Raw genomic sequence first — 16,217 nt, 5'->3', positions numbered from 1 at the left:
ATTTGAATACGGAGACAAATTAAAATCACAAAACTACTTTTAAGTTGCAACCCGCCTGTTTAAAAAACTTCAGAATATATTTTAGGTTAATAATTGATAGGTAGGATTCCCTTCATTAAATAGAAGTGCAGTAAAAGAGAACTGGGAATATTACAGGTATTCCAGATTAACTATAGCTATACTTTAAGTAAATGCAACTGTGAAACTATAGTTTTGTGCCGGCCAGGTATTCTTTCGGGCTGATGCCCTCCATCTTTTTAAAGGCCTTGTAAAATCCGCTTCTGGAGGCAAATCCTGCCTGCAGGGCCAGGGCTTCTATTGTAAAGTTCTGCAAAAACCCTTCTTTCTCTAATTGTGCTTTTAAGTAAGAAATGCGGTACTGATTGACAAAGTCGTTGAAGTTGGTTTTGGCATAAGTATTTAAAGCCAGCGAGAGCTTGTAGGCCGGAATGCCCAGGCGCGCAGCCAAACTATGGACCTTTATGGTTTTCTCTTTAAAGCATTCTGTTGCCTGCATAAATTGCGCCACCTGCTGAAATAAACTTTCAATGTCGCCAGTCTGCACAGTAAGCTTCTCCTGCTTTTTAATGCGGGAGAGTGTTTCCGGCTTCATGTCCAGAAAAGAAGCAATGCATTCCAGCGGAAGGCGGTCAATATAGCCTGGCTTGGACTTTACAAAATAATGGTAACGTTCCGAAGCGTCACCAACCCGAACCACATGTGTGCGCTCCTGGGCATCGCGGTAATAATTCTCGTACACCTGGCGAATGATGTAATTAAGATCAAAAAAACGCTGGTACCAGTCTTGTAATACAGCTGTATGCACTCCTAAAACCAAGGTCGGCTCTATAGCCACTATAGCTTCCCGGGATGGTTGGGAGCCGTAAAGCCCGGAGAGCGAACTCACAAATTCATTTTCAACAGAGATATAAGTAGTGATCTTTTTATGCTTGTGCAGGGAATAGGCCATCATGGCACCTTCCCTTATAAAATACATGTAGTTGCACTTATCCCCTTGTCGTAACAGGTGCTGCCCTTCCTGTAGCTGAATGGCAATGGCATGTTTATAAAATTCGCCCTGCAGTTCCTCACTTACCGGATGCTGCATTGATAACAGGCCCAGGATGTAGGCAATATCTTCTGTATTTACTTGTATGAATTGTAAGGGCTCTTCACGCATCAGATGATCCAGGTTGTCGGGTTAGAAATGCAGCGGAAAAGAAAATTGAATATAGCTTTTATCCATTTAAAGTAAATATAAGAAAAAAATCAGGTTATATATAAATCTGTTATATAAATGCGCTGGAGTTATAACTCCTGACAGGCTGGAGGCCTACCCAATAGAAAAGTCACAAGCGGTAGGCTTACGCCACAGCAACGGAATGCAGATAAACGAGAAACGGCGTCACACCTGGTTCCCAGCATCCTATAGTTAGCAGGCCCATATAAATAGGCATTGAACTCACCTCAAACGCAGCTTTGATCCAACAATTTAACTTACTATAATGCCTCAGTTACTCCATTCGTGGGTGCCGTACTGCAGCAGTATAACGGGCCCGGCAAACTTACAGTAGTTCTTCAGTTTTCTGATGGCTGCTTTGTGCTGGGGGTTTATGAGTAATTGTCGTTTGCCTGCCGAAAACCGACTGCATAGACCCCGTCTTCAGGAACAGTTATCACTATTTGATTTCATAGTTATTTGGCTTGCTGCTCCGTATATAAAAAGTACCCGGAAAATAGACGAAAGGCTGTTTGGATTCGGATTTTTGAATATCATAAACCAGGTTGTACTTATCAGCAACTATAGACAGCGGTTTACTCCCGGATACAGTTACACCATTCTGATGCCCGGCCAGGGTTGTGTAGTGCTGCCAGGAAAAGTTTGATGAGAATATACGTAACCGGTATAGATTATATATATTGAGCTTCGGGTATAATGACAATGCCTATAGTTTAAAGGCTGAAAATCGCTTGCAGTGTGTAAAAACAGTAAAACGACAACTAAACCAACTATAACCTCTATACCTTCCCAATGGACGGAGTTACACCAACCACCCAAAGTACGCCAGCTAACGAACAAGTAACGGCTAAAAACTTCACAGGTCCTCTTATTATCGTGACCCTGCTTTTCTTTATGTGGGGCTTGATTACCTGCATGAACGACATTCTGATACCAAAACTGCAACAGGTATTTGTGCTGCAGCACTGGCAGGCCATGCTTGTCCAGTCGGCTTTCTTCGGCGCTTACTTTTTTATATCGCTGCTGTACTTCATTATCTCGGTAACCAAAGGCGATCCGGTTATGAGGATCGGGTATAAGAACGGAATAATTGCAGGACTTGTCGTAGCTGCTGCCGGATGTGTGCTGTTCTACCCTGCCGCCGATCTGCAGAGCTATGGCTTTTTCCTGATAGCGCTTTTCGTGCTTGCCTCAGGCATAACTATATTACAAATTGCCGCTAACCCGTATGTTACCATACTTGGCCCGGCCAGCGGTGCTGCCAGCCGCCTCAACATGACGCAGGCGCTCAACTCTTTCGGAACCACGATTGCCCCGCTGATAGGGGGTTATCTTATTTTTGAAACGGTAAATACAGTAGCTGCAGCCAATGCGGAGTCAGTTAAAATGCCTTACCTGGGCCTTGCTGCCTCGCTTATTGCTATTGCCGTATTGATAAAACTTGCCAAACTGCCCCATGTAAAAGGCGAAGGCAGAATTATACCTGACTCTGGCGCACTAAAGTACCGCCACCTGGTGCTGGGTATCATTTGTGTCTTTATGTATGTGGGGGGCGAAGTGGCTATTGGCAGCACCCTGATAAATTTCTTTAAACTGCCGCATATTGCAGGCCTGACCGAAGCTGAAGGCGGACATTACCTTGCCTTATTCTGGGGTGGCGCTATGATCGGCCGTTTCTTTGGGGCAGTGGCTCTTGCCGATTTCAGGAACAATAACACCAAATACCTGATCATCGGCGCGATCACGGCCGTCGTGTTTACGCTGATGTTCACTATTTATGGCCAGGAGGAGGCTCTGATTGCATTAGGCATGATCGTGCTGAATTTCCTGGTGTTGCTGCTGGGCAGGTTCCTGCCGGGCCGTACGCTGGGTTTCTTCGCTACGGCTGTTATCGTGTTGCTGCTGATTACTATTTTGGCGACCGGTTCTGTGGCAATGTGGTCCGTTATTGCAATCGGTCTGTTCAACTCCATCATGTTCCCTACTATCTTCACGCTGGCTATTAAAGGGTTGGGCGTGCATACCAGCCAGGGTTCATCGCTGCTGGTTATGGCTATAGTTGGCGGCGCTATTATTCCGCCGCTGCAAGGCTACGTAGCTGATGTTACAGGTAACCTGCAAATATCGTTTATAGTGCCGATCCTGTGTTACCTGTACATTGTGTACTATGGTTTCAGGGGTTCTAAAGTTGAAGAAATTGACCCAAGCGCCGAAGCATAATCCGGAAGTTAAACATTCAAACTATAAACAACAAAGGCGTCCCTGCATTCTGGGGTGCCTTTGCTGTTTATAGCCTATTTCTTACGCCTGTTGCACTTTCACCACGTTTATAGTTCAACTATATTTAGCCAGACAACCTCATACCAGAGATCACATCTTTGCCTTTTTTTAGTGCCTTTTATAGTTGTTTCGGGCGGCGTGCAGACACAAATCAAAACTTCTATTACACGGACCTCCGGTTCCGTACAACTATAGTTGAGCGTAGCTGGACAGAAAAAAATACATGTTTACAAAGAGGCAAAATGCCAGGCTGGCACTTTGGTAGCAAACCCGGAATAAGAACAGGATTTTACGCTTAATACAGCCGCTTTAAATGCAACTCGACTGTATTCACCTATAAGCAAAACTACTCCATCGTTCCTGAGAACAGTAAAAACCCTTTCAGGTTCTGCAGGAAATCCAGCATGTTATAAATACCGTTCACACACCTGATCAGAAGCAACTTCAGGCCTAAGCCAAACCAGACTGACAATCTGTAATTCCACGTATCGCATCAAGGCTATGCAACGACAAATTGTATCGCTTTTTTAGTCAGACCAGCAAGATTATTACCCAAACAAATGCTTTTCCATTACCCTGTAAAACAGAAACTTACAAGTTGCAGTGATATAATTTTTATAGACTTATCGTGTACGGAAATACAGTTATAGCTGGTAAAAGAAGACCCAACTATAACTATACAAGGATTAAATAAAACTGTTGAACCAGACCAAGTTGTAATCAGTTTATAAGTCTGTGATAATCTGATTTTTATAGCATTTTAAAAGCGCTCCCTTTAAATATGGAGCAGGTGTACCAGTAATGCAGAACAGACATGTAAAAGCCTACAGCAATCCGGGGCAGGTTCTATTTAATAAAAGCCAGAACCAGGAAGCTGCTACTTATAACGATGTTACCAAACCAAGGAGAATTCCGCCGCTGACCATAAGCTTCCAGCTGGAAACCAGGTTTTTAGAGGTTGTGTGGCAGCGACCAGTCAGTAGCAGCGAATATCGCCAGTATATCAGGTTTGTAGGGGTATGTATTGCGGCACTTCGTGTAAAGTATTTACTGACTGACTTCAGCAGGATGGGAGACTCTACTTTGGAAGATCAGCAGGATTCGAACAGCTTTCTGAATGAAGTTAAAAAGAAAGCGACACTGAGCCGCAGCGCCAGGGTATTTTCCAGTACAGGAACCCAACAGCAGATGTATGAGGCGGTCATAAAAAATGGACCGGATCAGCCTTATGAGATCAGGTTCTTTTTCGATCAGGAACAGGCAAGGGACTGGCTCTTACAGCCCCCGTTTCCGAAGGAAGCGCTTACCACCCGCAAACTACCCATACCCCTGCAAGCCAGCGTAAGGGATTTAAAGAGATATGCAGCCTGCGAGCTTACAGAGAACCCTTTACAGGAAGCTACAACTGGCAAAACTGAAACAACTGCTTTACTTCACCCTGATTCGCAGGTTATGCGCTGCCAGACAGATTTTGTAACTATTGTAACAGATAATAAAACAAAGTTACTGCAACTACGCTGGCTCCGCAGGGTAACCAGCCGCGAATACCGGTACGCGGTTTTAAAAACGGCCCGCGCCGTCATTAACAATAACATACAGGCCATATTGGTCAATAACCAGCAACTGGGCATCATTAACCTCGAAGACCAGGCATGGGCAGTTGCGATTACAGTATCTGTACTAAAAAAGAACCCTGTAGAGCGTTTAGCCATAATTTCGGCACCGGATGTGATGCAGCAAATCGCGAGTGAAAACATGAACCGCCGGGTGAAGAATCAGATTTATCCCCAAACTATACAATATTTTCTGACAGAAGATGAAGCCATTGAGTGGCTCAGCTTCGCGCAGGATAACCTACAGGAAACTACATGACAGCAGCAAACACAACAGAACCAATAAGCATACAGCTAAACACGCTATACCAGGACGAGTACATTATCATTCAGCTGGACGAACATATAAAATTCGTTTATGTAGAGTGGCTGCAGCACCCATCGAGCGAGATTTTCAGACAGAACTTTAAAATAGCTATTGAAGCCTGTATCAGCAACAATTGCCAGTACTGGTTAAGCGATGCGCGCGCTATACATTACGTGGAGTTTGCAGACCAGAACTGGATGCTGGAGCTTATTTATCCCCTATTACCTAAATCAAATTTACTCAAGTTTGCGCGGGTAAACACCCTGGAAAGTATTGCCCTGATGGATGTAGCCCGTGTCTGTACAAAACTGGAGCAGTTACCGGAATTTAAATTAAAGACACAGCTGGAGGTTTTCAATTATAAAGCCACTGCCCTGGACTGGATGTTTGATGGCAGTCTTGCTACCGAACTATAGCTGCCGGAGAGTACGCAAAAAAAACCACTTAAGCACATGCCCGAGTGGTTCTTTTTTATAGAAATATAGGTTGTGTAAACAGTTGCTTAAGCAGCAACCGCTTGTGGAGCCGGTATAGTTGCAGGCTTATTCTGAAAGAATTTATCTACAAAAGGCGTAACTATAGCCAGCACAGTAAAGAACAGCAGCAGGTACAGGTACCAGGCATATGGCAGCACCTCCAGGTATGACACCTTACCTTTTGTAAAGCTCAGCATAATAAGTATCTGGGCTCCGTAGGGCAGCAATCCCTGTACAATGCAGGCAAAAATATCCAGTATGGCAGCAGTTTTACGCTTATCGATATGGTAGCGCTGGCTTATATCTTTTGCTACAGGCCCTGTTACAACTATAGATACCGTATTATTGGCGATAGCACTGTTCACGCCACTTACCAGTAACCCAACACCCAACTGCGAAGACCTGTACCCGCTGATAAACTTGTTTGCCTTGCTCAGAAGGAACTGAATGCCACCTGCCTGTCGTACCATTTCGGCCAGCCCGCCGGTCAGCATCGATAGCAGGAAGATCTCGGTCATGCTGGTAAAACCTTCGTATATTTTTTTAGTGAACAGCAGCACATCCAGGTCGCCGCCAACTATACCAACCGCACCCGAGGCAACTATACCTGCTATCAGGGCTACAAACACGTTTACCCCATATACCGCCAGGAAGAGCACCAGCAGGTAAGGCACAATTTTAATGAGCTCTATTTCCTGCACTGCGGGTAAAACAGCCTGGGCAGGATCGGTCTGAAAACCCGCAAACAGCAGCAAGCCAATGGTTAGCAAAGCGGCAGGACCGGCAATCAGGAAGTTCACTTTAAACTTATCCTTCATTTCACAATCCTGCGTTTGGGTAGCAGCTATAGTTGTATCAGATATAAAGGAAAGGTTATCACCGAACATAGCGCCGCCCAGTAAAGCGCCCAGCATAAGCGGCATCGGGGAATTACTTTGCTCAGCCAGCCCCACTACAATCGGCCCAAGCGCAACTATAGCACCCACCGAAGTACCCGTAGCCGTAGACAGGAATGCCGCCAGCAAAAATACTCCTAATGCCAGGTATTGAACCGGAATATAAGTCAGGCCTAAGTTAACGGTAGCATCTACCCCACCAATTGCCTGCGAAACCACCGCAAAGGCCCCGGCCAGCAAATAAATGATACACATAGTAACGATCTGGGAATCGCCGCAACCCCGGATCAGGGCATCTACTTTGGCATTTATGCTCCCTTTTAAAAGCAAAAAAGCTGCGATGATGCCGCATATAACTGCCACCGGCGAGGGCAGCGCATAAAAGTCGTTAAGCACAATACCGGCGCCAAGAAAAATCAGCACGAAAACTAAAAAAGGAACCAGTGCAGTTCCGCCTGTCTTTTTAATCTGATCCATATAAAATTAAATCCTGATAGAAATGCGCACTATAGCCTACAGTAAAAAATACCGTGAACTACAGATGCAGTTGAAATAAAGAAATGAGTTGAAAATTTGAGTGGCAGCCGGCAACCTTACCGGTAAAACGACTGGCAGTAAACTAAGGAATTAGCTACAACAGCAACAACCGCACATGGTAGCAACAGGCGTTGCTATAACTGGCAAACTGGCGGCAAAAGGTACTGTAGAATGGTGTTGTACGTGCATGAGTAATAATTTATAGTTCCCAAAACTGGGCAGGAGTTAGCACCATTTCACTTTTACTGACGGTTGCTAGAGGTTCGCGGAGCCTGCTCTCTCCCCTCTTCTTTATAAATCTTGATAAAGATGCTGCAAAGGTAAGGCCATCGTCTTAAAAATTGCAACTTTTTAGTGAGAAACATCTTCCGGGCTATGTTACCCAACCGCAATGGTGCCTGATTGTTTTACAGGTTTGCACTAAACAAGGATGGACAGCCTTGCGCCACAGCCGTACGTACCTGCAACAACTATACACTATGAAGCAGATACCAAATTTACATATAGGCACATCCGGCTGGAGCTACCGCTGGATGGAAGTGCTTTACCCACCCGAACTGAAATCGGCAGACAGGCTTGCTTATTATGCCACCCACTTTAACTGTACCGAAATAAACAGCAGTTTTTACCACTTTACCATGGCCAAAACCGTGGAGAAATGGCTGGCTACCACACCCTCGTACTTTAAATTCGCACCAAAGCTAAACCAGGAAATAACCCACAAGCGCAAGTTTACAGATACCGAAGCGCCGCTGGATAAATTTATGGCCAGCTATAGTTTGATGGGTGATCGGCTGGGGCCGGTGCTGGTGCAGATCGCCGGCAGTTTCCGGTTCGACAGGCCTACAGCAGAGAATTTTTACAGGTTGCTCCGCGATAAATACCCTGACCAGCCTTTTGCCCTCGAAGCCCGCCATGTGTCGTGGTTTACCGATGAGTCGTTGGAGTTGCTGCGAGATTATGAGATTACCACCGTTATTGCCAGCGCCGGCAAGCGCTTCCCGGGCACCGAAGTAACAACCACCAATATTGCCTACCTGCGCCTGCACGGCGACGAAAAAATGTATTCCTCTGCTTACTCCGACGAAAAACTGGAACGCTACGCATACATGGTGAAAGACTGGCTGGAGGCTGATAAACAGGTCTGGGTATTCTTTAACAATACTATTTTAGGAAACGCCGTGCTAGATGCCCGTAAACTATACGACTTGATCAAAAATCTATAGTTTGCTGCGCTAAGCAAGTAACTTCCCGGGCTGCAGTTACATCTAACCTATACTGTAACAGCCTTTATACCCTGATGCTTTTATTACAGCGTATAGTATTAAGTTATAACAGCTTATGAAAACTCCGAAAGGTAAAATTGTAGCCATTGGCGGTAACGAAGATAAAGGAAACTTACCATTGCAAGTAAAAGCAAATGAGTTCCGGCAGCAACACCAGTTTGACCATGGTATTCTGAAACGGATACACGATGAACTACATGGCCTTGGCACGCGCATAGAAGTAGTAACTACTGCAACTTTAGCACCTGCAGTTGCAGGCAAGGTTTATACAAATGCTTTCTTTCTTCTAGGCTGCAATAACGTCGGTGTTTTACCAATACAAAGCCCCGAAGATGCCAACCGGCCCGATTACCTGGAGCGCCTGATGCACACGGATGCAGTCATGTTTACGGGCGGCGACCAGCAGCGCATTACAGCTGCGTTTCAGGGTTCGGAAGCGCTGAACATAATCAAAACCCGTTATATGCTCGAAGATAAATTCCTGATATCAGGTACCAGCGCCGGTGCCATGGCTTTATCGGGAGTAATGATAAACGGATATGTGGAAGCTACTCCACTACTAAAAGGCATGGTGGAGCTCACCTCCGGACTGGATATACTGGATAAAATCATCATTGATACCCACTTTGTAAACCGCCGTCGTATACCCCGCATGATAGAGGCAATCGCCAGCAACCCTTCCCATATCGGTATTGGGCTGGGCGAAGACACCGGAATCCTGATAACGGGAAACGACTTTATAGAAACCATTGGCTCCGGTCTTGTTATAGTTATTGACGGGCGAAAACTGGTAGAGAACAACTATCAAACCATAGATACTGGCGAGGCGCTTTGTGTTGAGAATCTGATCATGCACGTGCTGCCCAGGGGCAGATCATTCCATATTACATCCGGTAAATTTGTATAGGCAACTAATCTTTTCAATTAGTAATAATACGTTGAGTAAAACAGGCGCTCTGATTTAACTGGATGTAAGTTTTTAGCATGATTTTCCTGACGGTAATTTTGTCTATAGTTTTATAGTTGTTTTTTTACCCATCTCTAAATTACCCCAGCCCTCTCTATTTGAAGCGAGCGTCCCGCTCGTGACTTACGATGGTGTGGAGTCTCCTGACGCAACTGGCTCGGAAGATACAGGCATTGTCTGAACCGGGATTAAAGGAGATTTATGGGATTTTTGGGATAAAGGGAATTGCTATAGTTGGAGCTATAGTTTTATAGTTATGGTTTTACCCCTTCCCAGCCTTCCCCTTTTATCGAGGGCCCCTACCCCCAAAACAGGGGAAGGAGCTTTACAGTAGTCGCTATAGTTTTAGATGTTGTTCTATAGTTGGCGTTTTAACCCACTCCTGCCCCTCCCAAGAGGGGAATTTCGGCTGTTGCTATAGTTTACGCCATCGTTCTATAGTTTGGGTTTCAACACCCCTATTGAGCTATGCTCGTAAGTTTCGAACTCCCGTTCTCCCTTTTCCTCAAGGGGACAATTCTGTTACTACTTTACGTCCTCGCCCTCGCTCGCGTCCCGCGAGTGTGAGTTACCTGCGAACTCTGGCCGCTTTAACCTGTGCCTGAAGCACAAGTGGCGGGACGCCACTATGTAGCTCACACCCGCGTCCCGCGAGAAAGGGCATTAAAGAGGTTGAATCAATAGAATGAAACGTGCCTGCCCTTGAGGGAACACTGCTGCTACTGCTTGCCCAACTGTCATTTCGACCAGCGGGAGAAATCTGAGTTTTCTATAGTTACAGACCAGGATCGGACAGGTCGCGACCTGTCCCTAAGGAAATACCACCACGATAAAGCGATGCAACTATAGCTGTTCAAACTATAGCTATCGAACTGATCACAGTCTTTGGGTTGAGCGCCTTTGCTTTGTTGCGGTGCCGCCAGGCAACCCGAGGAACGAGGGTAGCAAGAAAGCAAAGGCGCGATGCCCTTATCGAGGGCCCCTACCCCCAAGACGGGGCCTCCCGGCCGTGAGGGCACCAAAGCAAACTATAGAACTGTAGATAAGTAGAGCTCCCAGGATTAAAGAAGGCTATGAAAGAAAGGCTTGGTTCAAGGAGTAGAAAATTAAACTATAATCTATAATAGATTTCTCACTTAGTTCGAAATGACAAAAGAGAAACTATAGCACTCAGATTTCTCACAGCTGCGCTGGCTCTCTTCGACTCGCGTCTCAAGAATGTTCGAAACGACAAAAGTGAATAGGATAACTTAAATCCCTCACCGCTCCACTGGCTCTTTTCATCTCTCTACAAAAAAATACAGGAATGGACGGAACACACAAAATTTTATTACCCCAAACCTCACTTACAAATGAGATCTTAAAAAAATAGATTATATTGAACAGAATTATCTATCCTTTTTATGTCTGTAAAAACTGAACCTATGATGTCTCAGGAGTTAGAGAAACGAAATGATTTCCGTGCCATCCTGATCATTGGAGTCCTTTTCTTTATTTTCGGCTCCGTAACCTGGCTCAACTCGGTGCTCATCCCCTATCTTAAGATAGCCTGCGAACTCACCAACTTCGAATCGTATTTCGTGACCTTTGCCTTTTATATTTCTTACCTGGTAATGGCTATTCCGTCGGCGTGGGTGCTAAAGGCTACTGGGTTTAAAAAAGGAATGGCAGCCGGACTGGCTGTAATGGCCCTTGGTGCGCTTATTTTTATACCAGCTGCCCTCGATCGTACCTATTCCCTTTTCCTGATAGGTTTGTTTGTGCAGGGCACCGGACTGGCCTTGTTACAGACTGCTTCTAATCCTTATATTACTATTCTGGGCCCTGCCGAGAGTGCTGCCAAACGCATCAGTATCATGGGTATCTGCAGTAAAGTAGGCGGTATCCTGGCACCTATTGCATTAGGGTTTATAGTTTTCTCGAATCCGGAAGCGCTTGATGCTCTTGTAAAGCAACTGGATACCATGAGTTTGCAGCAGAAAGCAATGGAACTGGATGCCGTTGCACACCGTGTAATCACACCTTATATAATTGTAGCTGTTGCGCTGGCTGTGCTTGCTGTACTGGTGCTGTTGTCGTCGTTGCCTGAGGTTGATACCGACCAGGAGGATGAAGCCATAGCAACCGCCAATACATCGAAAACAAGTATTTTACAGTTTCCGCACTTGTTGCTGGGCGTACTGGCCATTTTCCTGTATGTCGGCGTAGAGGTCCTCTCTGTTGATACCATTATCAGTTATGGTGTGGAGCAGGGCTTTTCGCTGGAAGATGCCAAGTTCTTCTTCTCGTTTACGCTGGGGGCCATGCTGGTGGGTTACCTTATCGGCATCGTTACCATTCCTAAAATACTGAAGCAGGATGTGGCCTTGCAGATATCGGCAGTACTGGGTGTGCTGTTCTCTATTGCTGCAATCCTTACCGATGGTTACGTATCGGTGCTGTTCATTGCGCTACTTGGCCTAGCAAACTCTTTAATGTGGCCTGCCATCTGGCCATTGGCTATTGCCGGGCTGGGCCGTTTTACAAAAATTGGTTCGTCGCTCCTGATCATGGGTATAGCCGGTGGTGCCATTATTCCGCTGGTGTATGGCCGCCTTACCGACATGGCTGATGCGCAGCAAGCATACTGGATAATGGTACCGTGTTACCTGTTCATCTGGTTCTTCTCTACCAAAGGCCACAGGATCAGAAAGTAAAATGTAAACTATAAATAAACAGAAAATCCCGCCTGAACTATAGTTTGGGCGGGATTTTCTGTTAGATCAAACTATAGCTAAACCATAAACTATGAACATAAACGTCCCCGGTCTCCGCAACTCCGGCCCAGGGCACTGGCAAAGCATATGGGAGACAAACTACCCTGCTCAGTTTTACCGCATTACACAAACCAACTGGGAACAACCTGACTGCCAGCAATGGACCACCCAGCTAGAAAAGGAACTGAGCAGTTTTAACTTAAAGGAGGTAGTTCTGATAGGCCACAGTGTAGGCTGCGCAACTATAGTTAACTGGCATTACCGGTTTGGCAAGCAAATAAAAGGCGCGTTGCTGGTAGCTCCCAGTGATGTGGATGACCCAAACTACCCGAAATATATCACGGGTTTCAGTCCGTTGCCGCTTCGCAAATTACCGTTCCCGAGTATAGTTGTAGCCAGCACCAACGACCATGTGGTAGCTTATGAGCGGGCAAAATACTTTGCTGCCTGCTGGGGAAGTGAGCTGGTAACGCTGCAAAACGCCGGCCATATTGAAGGTAAATCAGGGTATGGCAACTGGCAGGCCGGTCTTGAGTTGGTCAGTAAATTAAGCGGAGAAACTATAGTTGCCTAACTATAGAAGTTGCAGTTGCTCGCCTTTGTAGTGCTTTATCGGTGTAAAAGAATTGGTAATGGTGTAGATCGGGGTTTCCTGGTAACGGGAGGCTACAACAACCTCGGTACCGGCAGCATTTAACCGGAAAAGGTTCTGCACCAGCATTGGGTTGTTGTTGTCTTTAGACAAATGCGATAGCAGCAGGTGGCTCATGAACGCCGGTTTGTGCTCCATGAAAAGCGAAAGTGCCTGCTCGTTTGATAAGTGCCCGTGGTTGCTGCGGATGCGTTGTTTCAGGTAATAAGGATAGCGCCCTTTGTCCAGCAGGCCATCATCATAATTTGTTTCCAGAAAAGCGGCGTGGCACATGCCAAAGTGCTTTATAACATGCTCGCAGGGTGCTCCTATATCAGTAAAAACACCAATGTTGATATCCTGGTAACTAACTATAAAACTATGCGGATCGGAAGCATCGTGCCATTTCGGAAATGCAGTTATAGTTAGCCCGCCGACCTTCACGGGCTCGTATGCCAGGAAAGGAATGGCAGTAAATCGCTCCTGGCTTAAACGGCCGTGGTATTGGGTATCTGGTGTAATATAAACCGGAATTTCGTACTTGCGCGCTATGACGGACACGCCCCGAATGTGATCGGAATGCTCATGAGAGATGAAGATGGCTTTTACTTTGCGCATCGAAAGGCCCAAGCGCTTCATGCGTCGTTCGGTTTCGAGGCACGAAATACCGGCATCTACCAGCACCGCTTCGCGCTCGTTGCCGATGTAATAACAGTTACCGTTACTTCCTGAATTTAATGATGTGATCTGCAATTGCATGTTGCTGCAAAGAAAAGGTAATTTATAGTTTATACCAACCAGGGGTAACTGGAAAACTACAAAGTTACGACCTTAATTCCATGAGCGGCAACTTTAACTTAAAGCAACTATAGTTGTACCTGATTATCAGAATGAAAACTATAGTTTATAAGCGTTTGAAGTAAACCTTAAAGGTTGAGCCTTTGTCCGGTTCGCTGTCGAGCTCTATACGGCCGCCTGCGTTCTCGAGAATGCGTTTTACAATATACAGCCCTATTCCGGATCCCTCCACGTGGTCGTGCAGGCGCTTAAACATCCCGAATATCTTATTTTCATCGGCAGGATCAAAGCCTAAGCCGTTATCAGCCACACACAGCACCGTAAAGTCGGGGGTGGTCTCTACCGTTACATTTATCAGCGGCTTGCGGTCAGGTGAGCTATATTTCAGGGCGTTACTCAGCAGGTTATAAACTATACTGCGCGCGTTCTTGGCCGAAAACTCTACCACTGCATGCTCCCCGAACTGCACATCTATGGTTGCCTCTTTTTCCCTGATCAGCCTTTCAAAATCCAGTTTAACATCCTCTGTTACCGCTTTCAGGTTTACCCTGGCTACATCTTCTCCACTGTCGCGCTGTATTTTGGCAACTTCGGTCAGGTCAGCTATGGCTCGTTTAAACCTGTCTACAGAGTTCTGGATCAGGTTCAGCACGCGCGGTATCTCCTTTTCGGACTGCACCACTTCTGCAGGCAGGTAATCTACAAGCGCCCGCATCAGGCCCTCTATATTTGAGATCGGGGCTTTCAGGTCGTGGGAGGCAGAGTACACAAAGTTGTCGAGGTCGGCATTTATGCCCAGCAGCTCCCGGTTCATTTCTTCTATTTTCCTGCGGGCTTCTACCTGCTCGTTTATGTCAATGGCTACTGCAATAATACCTGTAATTTGGCCTGCCGGATCACGCATGGGATGGTATACAAAATTGAGGTACACTTCTTCCAGCTTTCCATCGCGATCAAATGATACCGGGAGTTCATTGGCTACAAAAGGCACACCTGTATAATACACGCTATCCAGCAGTTCCTTAATTCCCTGATCTGCTACTTCGGGTAATGCTTCTAAAACAGTTTTACCAAGCAGGTCTTCCTGTTTACGCCCCCAAATCTCACAAACACCCGGATTAGCAAGGTCAATTATATAGTCCGGGCCACGCAGTATAGTGATGCCTACCGGCGCCTGCTGAAATATTTCGTTCAGGTATTGCTGCTGTCGAAAGCCCTCCTGCCGCGCCTGTACACTTGTAATAGAGGTAGCAACCTGCCCCACAAGTAATTGATGGAAACCTAAGTAATCGGCATCGTATTCCAGTTTATCACTGATACCGGAAATGCACAGCCCAATTATGTCGTCCTGGCCGGGCCTTAAAATAGGTAACATAACCGCTTTAGCCGGAACCCGCAAGCCCGGAGCTATCTCTATAGTAGCAGTATCAGCCATTTGATAATCTAAAACGACCGGCTGCTTCGTATTAAGTAAAGCGTTGAGAGGAAGGTCGTTTGCACCCGCATTTAACTTTATAAGCCCGGGCGCGGCATTGTCTGTTACAGTTCCTGCTTTGCCAACCAACCCGAATTCAGTGCTTTGTGCATTAAACAGGTAGATCAGGTTAAACGGAATATCCTGGTGATTCTGGCTCAGAATATCGCTTGCTGTCTGGCAGGCTTGTTCCAGGGTTTGTACAAGCGCAGTAGCATCCGAAATTTCTTTTAAGGTACGAATGCGGCGCTGGCTCAGAACAGTTTTAGTAACTTCGGTACAGGCACAGAAAACACCGTTTACGTTACCATTGTCATCAAAAGCCGGGCTGTAGGAAAATGTCCAGTAGGTTTCTTCCGGAAAGCCTTTGCGCTCCAGTACCAGGTACAATTCTTCTGCATAAAACTGGCTGCCATTCTCAAGTATATCTTCTGCCACTTTACCAACGGTATCCCATATTTCGGCCCACATAAGGCTGGCTCTGGAGCCGAGTGCCTTCGGGTGTTTATTACCTAAAGCCGGCAAATACGCATCGTTATGGAACATATACAGATCAGCCGACCACCACACAAACATCGGGAATGCTGAGTTCAACATCATCCGTACGGTGATCTTCAGGTTATCAGGCCAGTCCTCAGGTTTACCCAACGGATGATTGTCCCAGTCATATTCCCGGATCAAAGCACCCATTTCGCCACCACCCTGTAAAAATGCAGGTGTTATTTTGGTATTCTGAATTGTTTCTGAAGGCATTAAATCGTTATTTATGATCACTTGGAAAAGAATGGAAAAGGCCAGGTGTTGGCTTAAGCAGTAACCTAATGTACGGCAACTATTATAATTAAACCAATAACACAGGATAAACTACACAACCCGGCAGGAAACTATAGCTTACAGGGTTTAGCGCCATTTGCCAACTACAGCACAAGATAACGTATTGCAGTAACTATAAGCTG

General features: G+C 46.0%; 12 protein-coding genes and 1 riboswitch. Of the genes, 7 read left to right on the top strand and 5 right to left on the bottom strand.

Translation table 11 applies throughout. The annotated features are described in order from the left end of the window. Positions 1–205: 205 nt before the first annotated feature. Complete coding sequence (locus GSQ66_RS01055; protein WP_162425752.1) at positions 206–1,180, bottom strand: helix-turn-helix domain-containing protein; 975 nt, start codon at positions 1,178–1,180, stop codon at positions 206–208. A gap of 852 nt (positions 1,181–2,032) precedes the next feature. Here GSQ66_RS01055 and GSQ66_RS01050 point away from each other — a divergent pair. Beyond that, positions 2,033–3,460, top strand: a complete 1,428-nt coding sequence (locus GSQ66_RS01050) for a sugar MFS transporter (protein WP_162425751.1) — start codon at positions 2,033–2,035, stop codon at positions 3,458–3,460. A gap of 406 nt (positions 3,461–3,866) precedes the next feature. On the opposite strand, the gene GSQ66_RS19040 is transcribed toward GSQ66_RS01050, so the two are convergent. Further along, positions 3,867–3,992, bottom strand: coding sequence for a hypothetical protein (locus GSQ66_RS19040; protein WP_262887836.1), 126 nt, complete (start codon positions 3,990–3,992; stop codon positions 3,867–3,869). Positions 3,993–4,321: 329 nt separating this feature from the next. Here GSQ66_RS19040 and GSQ66_RS01045 point away from each other — a divergent pair, with 329 nt between their 5' ends. Both GSQ66_RS01045 and GSQ66_RS01040 read left to right on the top strand, forming a co-directional pair. Next, entirely contained in the window at positions 4,322–5,392 is a 1,071-nt protein-coding gene (locus tag GSQ66_RS01045; RefSeq protein ID WP_162425750.1) for an STAS/SEC14 domain-containing protein, read from the top strand. Further along, entirely contained in the window at positions 5,389–5,856 is a 468-nt protein-coding gene (locus GSQ66_RS01040; RefSeq protein WP_162425749.1) for a hypothetical protein, read from the top strand. Before GSQ66_RS01045 ends, GSQ66_RS01040 begins: the two co-directional genes overlap by 4 nt. 86 nt (positions 5,857–5,942) lie before the next feature. On the opposite strand, the gene GSQ66_RS01035 is transcribed toward GSQ66_RS01040, so the two are convergent. Continuing rightward, positions 5,943–7,289: a Na+/H+ antiporter NhaC family protein gene (locus GSQ66_RS01035; protein WP_162425748.1), complete on the bottom strand. Its 1,347-nt coding sequence runs from the start codon at positions 7,287–7,289 to the stop codon at positions 5,943–5,945. A gap of 256 nt (positions 7,290–7,545) precedes the next feature. After that, a riboswitch (SAM riboswitch) is annotated at positions 7,546–7,649 on the bottom strand. 179 nt (positions 7,650–7,828) lie between these two features. Here GSQ66_RS01035 and GSQ66_RS01030 point away from each other — a divergent pair. The 4 genes from GSQ66_RS01030 to GSQ66_RS01015 all read left to right on the top strand — a co-directional run bounded on the left by GSQ66_RS01030 (position 7,829) and on the right by GSQ66_RS01015 (position 12,932). After that, a complete protein-coding gene (locus GSQ66_RS01030; RefSeq protein ID WP_162425747.1) occupies positions 7,829–8,575 on the top strand; it encodes a DUF72 domain-containing protein in 747 nt (248 codons plus the stop codon). A gap of 115 nt (positions 8,576–8,690) precedes the next feature. Continuing rightward, complete coding sequence (locus tag GSQ66_RS01025; protein WP_162425746.1) at positions 8,691–9,542, top strand: cyanophycinase; 852 nt, start codon at positions 8,691–8,693, stop codon at positions 9,540–9,542. A 1,463-nt stretch (positions 9,543–11,005) separates the two neighbouring features. Continuing rightward, positions 11,006–12,298 carry a sugar MFS transporter gene (locus GSQ66_RS01020; protein ID WP_162425745.1) on the top strand — a complete coding sequence of 431 codons (1,293 nt, stop codon included), beginning with the start codon at positions 11,006–11,008 and terminating at the stop codon, positions 12,296–12,298. A gap of 91 nt (positions 12,299–12,389) precedes the next feature. Beyond that, a complete protein-coding gene (locus GSQ66_RS01015) occupies positions 12,390–12,932 on the top strand; it encodes an RBBP9/YdeN family alpha/beta hydrolase (RefSeq protein WP_162425744.1) in 543 nt (180 codons plus the stop codon). Here the strand turns inward: GSQ66_RS01015 and GSQ66_RS01010 are convergent, their stop codons facing one another. Together GSQ66_RS01010 and GSQ66_RS01005 are read right to left on the bottom strand one after the other, a co-directional pair. Continuing rightward, positions 12,933–13,748, bottom strand: coding sequence for an MBL fold metallo-hydrolase (locus tag GSQ66_RS01010; protein ID WP_162425743.1), 816 nt, complete (start codon positions 13,746–13,748; stop codon positions 12,933–12,935). Between the two features lie 145 nt (positions 13,749–13,893). After that, positions 13,894–16,014, bottom strand: a complete 2,121-nt coding sequence (locus tag GSQ66_RS01005) for a sensor histidine kinase (RefSeq protein WP_238395771.1) — start codon at positions 16,012–16,014, stop codon at positions 13,894–13,896. Positions 16,015–16,217: the final 203 nt, after the last annotated feature.

The organism is Pontibacter pudoricolor (assembly GCF_010092985.1).
GTDB lineage: Bacteria > Bacteroidota > Bacteroidia > Cytophagales > Hymenobacteraceae > Pontibacter > Pontibacter pudoricolor.
This window is presented reverse-complemented; position numbering and strand designations above follow the sequence as displayed.

Excerpts from the sequence above, each read along its gene's own strand:
- GSQ66_RS01055 (WP_162425752.1), bottom strand. The coding sequence starts at position 1,180 with ATGCGTGAAGAGCCCTTACAATTCATACAAGTAAATACAGAAGATATT.
- GSQ66_RS01050 (WP_162425751.1), top strand. The coding sequence starts at position 2,033 with ATGGACGGAGTTACACCAACCACCCAAAGTACGCCAGCTAACGAACAA.
- GSQ66_RS01045 (WP_162425750.1), top strand. The coding sequence starts at position 4,322 with ATGCAGAACAGACATGTAAAAGCCTACAGCAATCCGGGGCAGGTTCTA.
- GSQ66_RS01040 (WP_162425749.1), top strand. The coding sequence starts at position 5,389 with ATGACAGCAGCAAACACAACAGAACCAATAAGCATACAGCTAAACACG.
- GSQ66_RS01035 (WP_162425748.1), bottom strand. The coding sequence starts at position 7,289 with ATGGATCAGATTAAAAAGACAGGCGGAACTGCACTGGTTCCTTTTTTA.
- GSQ66_RS01030 (WP_162425747.1), top strand. The coding sequence starts at position 7,829 with ATGAAGCAGATACCAAATTTACATATAGGCACATCCGGCTGGAGCTAC.
- GSQ66_RS01025 (WP_162425746.1), top strand. The coding sequence starts at position 8,691 with ATGAAAACTCCGAAAGGTAAAATTGTAGCCATTGGCGGTAACGAAGAT.
- GSQ66_RS01020 (WP_162425745.1), top strand. The coding sequence starts at position 11,006 with ATGTCTGTAAAAACTGAACCTATGATGTCTCAGGAGTTAGAGAAACGA.
- GSQ66_RS01015 (WP_162425744.1), top strand. The coding sequence starts at position 12,390 with ATGAACATAAACGTCCCCGGTCTCCGCAACTCCGGCCCAGGGCACTGG.
- GSQ66_RS01010 (WP_162425743.1), bottom strand. The coding sequence starts at position 13,748 with ATGCAATTGCAGATCACATCATTAAATTCAGGAAGTAACGGTAACTGT.
- GSQ66_RS01005 (WP_238395771.1), bottom strand. The coding sequence starts at position 16,014 with ATGCCTTCAGAAACAATTCAGAATACCAAAATAACACCTGCATTTTTA.